The sequence below is a fragment of the Breznakia sp. PFB1-19 genome (genome assembly GCF_029893935.1).
Taxonomy (GTDB): Bacteria; Bacillota_I; Bacilli_A; order Erysipelotrichales; family Erysipelotrichaceae; genus Breznakia; species Breznakia blatticola.
Genome location: NZ_JARXXJ010000003.1, coordinates 155,583 through 162,714 on the forward strand (window position 1 = coordinate 155,583; position 7,132 = coordinate 162,714).

9 protein-coding genes are annotated in these 7,132 nt (G+C 34.8%); 1 reads left to right on the forward strand and 8 read right to left on the reverse strand.

Features of this window, described 5'->3' with window-relative positions:
- Positions 1-57: 57 nt before the first annotated feature.
- The 8 genes from M2098_RS03010 to M2098_RS03045 all read right to left on the reverse strand — a co-directional run bounded on the left by M2098_RS03010 (position 58) and on the right by M2098_RS03045 (position 6,151).
- On the reverse strand, positions 58-249 hold the full coding sequence (locus tag M2098_RS03010) for a hypothetical protein (RefSeq protein WP_280681354.1): 192 nt from the start codon (positions 247-249) through the stop codon (positions 58-60).
- Positions 250-252: 3 nt separating this feature from the next.
- Complete coding sequence (gene pnp / locus M2098_RS03015) at positions 253-2,439, reverse strand: polyribonucleotide nucleotidyltransferase (RefSeq protein WP_280681352.1); 2,187 nt, start codon at positions 2,437-2,439, stop codon at positions 253-255.
- Between the two features lie 197 nt (positions 2,440-2,636).
- Positions 2,637-3,125: a GNAT family N-acetyltransferase gene (locus M2098_RS03020; RefSeq protein ID WP_280681351.1), complete on the reverse strand. Its 489-nt coding sequence runs from the start codon at positions 3,123-3,125 to the stop codon at positions 2,637-2,639.
- Positions 3,126-3,137: 12 nt separating this feature from the next.
- The gene (locus tag M2098_RS03025; protein ID WP_280681350.1) at positions 3,138-3,566 is read right to left on the reverse strand and encodes a hypothetical protein; all 429 of its coding nucleotides are present in this window, start codon (positions 3,564-3,566) and stop codon (positions 3,138-3,140) included.
- 11 nt (positions 3,567-3,577) lie between these two features.
- Positions 3,578-4,018 (reverse strand): GNAT family N-acetyltransferase, encoded by a 441-nt coding sequence (locus M2098_RS03030; RefSeq protein WP_280681349.1) that lies wholly within the window; start codon positions 4,016-4,018, stop codon positions 3,578-3,580.
- Between the two features lie 30 nt (positions 4,019-4,048).
- Positions 4,049-4,669: a CatB-related O-acetyltransferase gene (locus M2098_RS03035; RefSeq protein ID WP_280681348.1), complete on the reverse strand. Its 621-nt coding sequence runs from the start codon at positions 4,667-4,669 to the stop codon at positions 4,049-4,051.
- A gap of 91 nt (positions 4,670-4,760) precedes the next feature.
- Positions 4,761-5,027 carry a 30S ribosomal protein S15 gene (rpsO, locus tag M2098_RS03040; RefSeq protein WP_134168043.1) on the reverse strand — a complete coding sequence of 89 codons (267 nt, stop codon included), beginning with the start codon at positions 5,025-5,027 and terminating at the stop codon, positions 4,761-4,763.
- Positions 5,028-5,119: 92 nt separating this feature from the next.
- Positions 5,120-6,151: a trypsin-like peptidase domain-containing protein gene (locus M2098_RS03045; RefSeq protein ID WP_280681345.1), complete on the reverse strand. Its 1,032-nt coding sequence runs from the start codon at positions 6,149-6,151 to the stop codon at positions 5,120-5,122.
- A 270-nt stretch (positions 6,152-6,421) separates the two neighbouring features.
- On the opposite strand from M2098_RS03045, the gene M2098_RS03050 reads away from it, so the two are divergent.
- Positions 6,422-6,841, forward strand: coding sequence for a YjdF family protein (locus tag M2098_RS03050; RefSeq protein WP_280681343.1), 420 nt, complete (start codon positions 6,422-6,424; stop codon positions 6,839-6,841).
- Positions 6,842-7,132: the final 291 nt, after the last annotated feature.

A 7,132-nucleotide genomic window follows, 5' to 3' on the forward strand; every position in this document is an offset into this window, starting at 1 on the left:
GTTAATCACAGTTTAACCGCTCATAAAAAGAACATCCGGTTATGGACGTTCCTTTACTTATTTCTTATCCGTTTTATTTGTCTCTTTCGCCTTTTTTGCATTTACTTGATAGATAGTTCCCATCGAAAGTGAAATCACAAAGTAGCAAATGGCTTGTACCATGCTATCTGACAACAACATCAAGACGGAACAAATCAAGAAACAAATACTAGAAATCAAAAATAGAATATTAAACTTTTGATTTTTCATCGCTTATTTTGCTTCCGTTGATTCTGTGCTTTCTTCTGTTTTAACTTCTTTCACTTCTTTTTTTGCTTCTTCACGTTTTGGACGTTCGATAAGTGCTTTTGCTGAAACATTAATACGACCACGGTCGTCAATTTCTGTAACTTTAACCTTGATTGTATCACCAAGTTTAAGTACCTTATTTATATCCTCAACACGCTCGTGTTTAATTTTTGATACGTGAAGCAATCCATCAACTTTACCAAATAGGTTCACAAATGCACCAAATTTTTCAATACGAACAACTTTAGCATCATAGATATCGCCAACTTTTGCTTCTTTTGTGATATCCATAATCATTTGTGCTGCTTTATTAATTGCATTTTGATCTGAGTGATAAATAATTACACGACCATCATCTTCAATGTCAATTTTTACATTGTCACATGCTTCGATGATTTCATTAATCATTTTTCCACCAGGTCCGATAACATCTTTGATTTTATCTACGTTGATGTACATGATGTGTGTTTTTGGAGCATACTTAGAAACTTCTGGACGAACTTCAGAAATTGTTGCCATCATATTTTCTAAGATTTGTGCTCTTGCTACACCAGCTTGTGCAAGTGCTTCTTTAAAGATTTCTCTTGTAATACCAGTAACTTTGATATCCATTTGAAGAGCTGTAATTCCTTTAGGTGTTCCAGCAACTTTAAAGTCCATATCTCCAAAGTGGTCTTCCATACCTTGAATATCAGTTAATACTGTATATTTTTCGTTGTCTTCATCCATGATTAGACCCATTGCGATACCAGCAACTGGTGCTTTAATTGGTACCCCTGCAGCCATCAATGACATTGTACCCGCACAAATTGATGCTTGTGATGATGACCCATTTGATTCTAATACTTCAGCAACTACACGAATTGCATATGGGAATTCATCAACACTTGGTAATACTTGAAGTAAGGCACGTTCACCTAGTGCACCGTGACCAATTTCACGACGTCCAGGTGCACCCATTCTTCCTGTTTCCCCTACTGAGTATGGAGGGAAGTTGTAGTGGTGCATGAAACGTTTACGATCTACTTCACTTAAGTCATCGATAATTTGTTCATCATTAAGTGCTCCTAAAGTCGTAACACTTAATACTTGTGTTTCTCCACGTGTGAAGACTGCACTTCCGTGAACTCTAGGTAGTAAATCAACTTGTGAGTTCAATTGACGTAGTTCTGTAATTTGACGACCATCTGGACGTACTTTGTCTTCAATAATTAAACGACGTACTTCATCTGCTTCAATACTGTGGCAAATTTGTTTTGCTTGTTTTGCAGCTTTTGCTTTTTCACTATCGTTTTCGAATTCTTGTGCTTCAATCATTGCTACTGCTTCAGCAGTAATTTCATCGATTTTTCCATAACGTTCAAGTTTCTTTTCAATCGATACAGCAGCACGTAATTCTGCTTCATATTTTTCACGAACTAATGCATTGACTGCTTCATCAACTACATATAATTCAATTTCGCGTTTTTCTTTTCCAACTTTCGCAATAATTTCTTCTTGGAATGCAACTAGTTCTTTAATTGCTTCATGTCCAAACATAATCGCTTCTAACATTTCTTCTTCAGTTACTTCTTTTGCACCTGCTTCAACCATGTTAACTGCATATTTTGTCCCTGCAACAGCAAGGTCAATTAATGAAACTTCTTGTTGTTCCGGTGTTGGGTTAATGATGTATTCTCCATCGATATAACCAACGTTAACTCCAGCAATTGGACCATTGAATGGAATATCACTTACACATAATGATAAAGATGCTCCTAACATTGCAGTCATATCTGCACATGCTTCTTGGTCAACGGAAAGTACGGTATTTACTACTTGTACTTCATTACGGAAACCATCCGCAAATAATGGACGGATTGGTCTGTCAATCATACGCGCAGTTAATGTCGCTTTTTCAGATGGACGTCCTTCACGTCTTAAGAATCCACCAGGGATTTTCCCTACTGAATACAACTTTTCTTCATACGTTACCGTAAGTGGGAAAAAGTCTAAATCCATTTTTGCTTGTGAACTTGCAGTAGCTGCTGATAATACAACTGTATCACCATATCTAACTAAGACAGATCCACCAGCTTGTTTGGCTAACTCACCAGTTTCTACCACGATCCCCCGACCGCGGAAATCTAAACGAAATACTTCTTTCGCCATGTCTATTACCTCTTCTTTCAATATGAACTAATAATATCATAAATTCATAGCAAACAAAACAAAAATGGAAGGTATTAGCCACGGAATGCAAATAAACAGCACTTTCTATTTCTTTATCATCATAATGCAAGTAGAAAAGGCATATCTTAAAAAAACTTTCTCAAGAAGGATTCCTGAGAAAGCATTTATATTACCATTTACTTTTGTTTAACGTAGCGACTACCACCATCATCAAGTAAGTCAAAGCCACATGCCATAAGCACATGCATGGAAGCTGTATTATTTGTATCAATATCAGCAGTTATCACTTCTGCATTTGTATGCGTGAATATGTACTTGTTAAGCACTTGGATCATTTGCTTTCCAAACCCTTTACCAAGAAAATCTTCTTCACCTATAAAGTAGTCAATTCCATAAGCATGATTTGTATCTAGAGATCCAAAATCTTCATCTTTACTATCAATGCATGCATAGTATTGGCAAAATCCAATGGGTTTGTTTTGATAGCTCAAAATAAAGTAAGTAATCCAGTTATATGTAGTAACTCTTTCATGGATTTCATGCATCCAGTCATCAATACTTACTCCTAAGTGTGGAATATCATACCACTTTTTTACATGCTCATTTTGCAACCACTTTTCAACTAAAGCTACATCATTATCTGTGAGTTGTCGTAGTTCTAACATATCATTTGTCTCCTAAATTCCCTTTAATATTGTATCAATGTCTTTTTGAATCAACGGTCGAAGCGTATCTTTATATTTTGATAGATCCATTTGTTTTAATTTACATTCGACTTCTTCATGTAGTTCATCTTTATAAAGCAAGATTTGATTTATATGTGCAAGACATTGACGTACAGCGGTTCCTTTTCCATCATCTAATGCACTTAAAATCTTAGCAATATTTCTATTGATTTTATCTTCTTTATCCCATGCAGCTAGATGACACAATAAACGAAAACCACGAATACGAATATAGGTATTCGAATCATCTAACATTTCCAAAAACGTATCAAAATATGGATACAACGCATCCGATTTCGCACATTCCAATTCTAACTCTAATAACGTTGCATAAGCTACCTTTGTATCTTTACTGTAGAGTTTTTCAATTTGTTGTTGCATATATGGCTCTCCTAATCAACTGTAAAACTTGTCCACTGTACTTGACTAAATTCCATCACATCTTCAGATTTCTTCATTCCAAATTTTTCATAGAATGGTATTGCATCTTGATTTGCCACTAGATAGATAGAAATATCATCTTTTGAACCAGCAAGTTCATGTGCTTGTTGCATCAATCGTTTTCCAATTCCTTGTTTTTCATACCTGCGATCTACCCCTAAATCCGTGATAAATAGCCAATATGCATAGTCTGTTAATCCAAACAGAACGCCTACAACTAGTTGTTTCTCATTTCTAGCAACTAGGCTTATATCTGCTTGATTTACAAGTGTTTCAATTCTCTTTTCAAAACGTTCTTTTGGATACTGTGAACCTAAGTTTGTTCGTTTAAGAAAATCAATGTATTCTATAGCCGTTATTCGTTCTTCTTTAATTTGTATGTTTGATTTCATAATCTTTCCCTTTTTTTCAGTTATCTATATTTATAACTTTGTAATATCTCCGCTTTGGATGGCTGCAATCGAACGTTGTATTTTATTAGCAGGCCAATCCCACCATTGAATATCTAATAATTTAGCAATCGTTTTTTCATCAAACCGTTTTTTAATTACCTTTGCTGGGATTCCCCCAACTATCGTATATGGTTCCACATCTTTTGTGACAACTGCACAGGTTCCAATAATTGCACCATCTCCTATATGCACTCCAGGCATAATGATTGCCTCATAACCAATCCACACATCATTACCAATAACAATGTCACCTTTATGGTCCCAGGCATTTGTTATATCCTTAACATCTAAATCCCATTCTTCAAAGAAGATTGGAAATGTATAGGTCGATAATGAATTGAGACTATGATTGGCACTATTGAATATAAATTTGGCTCCACACGCGATGGAACAAAACTTCCCTATTTTAAGTTGATCATGATTGATTGGGTATTGGTACAATACATTGCGATTTTCAAAATCTTTTGGATCATTAACAAAATCATTGTAAATTGTAAAGTCACCAATTTCTATGTTTGGTTTTGTAATGACGCGATTTAAGTATACTGTTTGTTTATCATTTGAACGTGGATATATTTTTTTCTGATTCATATAGCTATCCTCACACTTTCTTTTATCATATCACAGTACCAATTTTTCAAATAAAAACAAAAAAACTGGAACGAATTCCAGTTTAAATGAATTATTTACGTAATCCTAAACGTCCAATCAATGTAGTGTAACGTTGTAAGTCTTTGTTTTTTAAGTATTTAAGTAAATTACGACGTCTACCAACTTTTTGCATAAGTCCACGTTGTGAGTGAAAGTCATGTTTGTGTTCTTTCATGTGAACTGTTAAACGGTTGATTTCTTCAGTTAATACTGCAATTTGAACTTCTGGAGAACCTGTATCTCCTTCTTTCGTTGCATATTCTTTCATGATTGCTTGTTTTTCTGCTTTTAATAACATTTTATTACCTCCTATTTTCTTGTGGTCGTTCAGTTCCAAGTAAGTGGTTGGAGTATCCAAAAACCTAGAATTAAACCTTGTTTATAATATCATTAGAACTGACTAGAGTCAACTACTTTATCGATAGTTTCAACAACTTTATTTACAGGGATTGCAAACCCAAGTCCTTCGATTTCATCCCCAGCTTTTTTAAGCGTTACAATTCCAATCAATTCACCTTTCGCATTGAATAACCCACCACCAGAGTTTCCTGGGTTAATCGCAGCACTTGTTTGTAGTAATTCCATTTCTACACCATCAACATTCATCGTACGTGAAGTAGAACTTAAAATCCCTTCAGTCACTGTTCCACCAAGTTCACCTAATGGATTTCCTATTGCTAGAACATCTTCTCCAGTAACCAGTTTATCACTGTCACCCAATACAACTGGATTTAAATCTTTTGCCTCGATTTTCACAACCGCGATATCATCTGTTTCTGAGCCACCGACATAGGTTGCATCATACTCTTTTCCATCACTAAGTCTTACTTTACATGAACTTGCTCCACTAATAACGTGATAGTTTGTCACAATATATCCATCTTCACTTAAGATTACTCCTGAACCAGCACCTTCAGTAACATAGTTACCATAGAATGGGTGTCTAGATACAACTTCAGTGGTAATTTCTACAACACTACTACTTGCTTTCTCAATCACCTTCGTTCGATCGGTTTCATTTTTCGATGTATTTTCTGCTTTTACAAGTGTGATTCCCGAGTCTTTACTTTCATCAAAGTGATTTGCAATATTGACTCCAGCAAAAGCACCACCTGTTGCTAATACAAAAATAGCTAAACCAATTACAACATAACGTAAAATAGAACGTTTTGGTTTTTGTGGCGGAACTTGGCTTTCTGTATATTGCGTGTGATTTGCATTACCATTTCCACTTTCTGCATTCCATGTATATCGATTAAACTGATCATCTTGATGTGGTTGATATGAAAATCCACTCACATTGTGTTCATTATTTGCATTACGATTTACTTCGTTATTTGTGTTTTCTGTATGAGACATTTCATTATTTCCTTCTACATTTGAATTGTCTTTATTGAATTCATCATTATTAAAATTTTCCATCATCGACCTCCATAGTTACTATCCCAAATCATTGTGAAATGTAAATGAATAAAAGGGAAATGTTTATAAAAAATTATAAGAATAATTCTAAAATTTGTCTACTTATATGACATACGGTACATTGATTTTACTGTATACATACGATACAATTTATGTAGCAACAAAGATAGAAACACGACCCGGCTGGTAGTCCGGGTGCAACCTAATTTGTCAGTAACCTGCCTCCTTGGCTGTCCATTCTTTGTGTTGAAAAAACAAGGAGGTTTTTATATGCAAAAAACACAAAGTACTTTTACAGTAGTATTTGATGCTCCCTATTGGGTTGGAATTTATGAACGTGTTATTGATGGTGACTTAGAAGTGTGCAAAATAACATTTGGAAAGGAACCAAAGGATTATGAAGTATATGCCTATCTATTTGAACACTGGTATACTTTATCTTTTAGTCCGCAAGTACAAGCAACTAATCATACATCAAGAAAAGTAAATCCAAAACGAATGCAACGTTTAGTCAAAAAACAAATGCAAGAAAAAGGAATTACAACAAAAGCACAACAAGCACTAAAGGCACAACAAGAAGCGCAAATACAAGAAAAAAAGCACACAAAGAAAGTGCAAAAGCAAGAGCGGAAACAACAACAGTTTAAACTTCGCCAACAAAAGAAAAAAGCAAAACACCGTGGTCACTAACAGAATGCAAGAAAATTCTAAATTAGCATTTCTAGATGATTTTCTAGTATAAACGAACGCCACTCACAGTGATTGATAAGTGGCGTTCGTTTCATTATTAGATTTTTTGAGCCTGTAAATAATTTTGTGTAAAGTTTGATATCCCATGGTAGAACCATGAAGTAACTACATTGAGTAAAGTGTAGTTACTTTTTTTATTATGTTATCATAGTCGATTATGTTGTCAAAGAGCTTTTATATTCGTCCCTCGAAAATAATTTGTAGACTTGAGAAGATTACTCCCCAGTTACC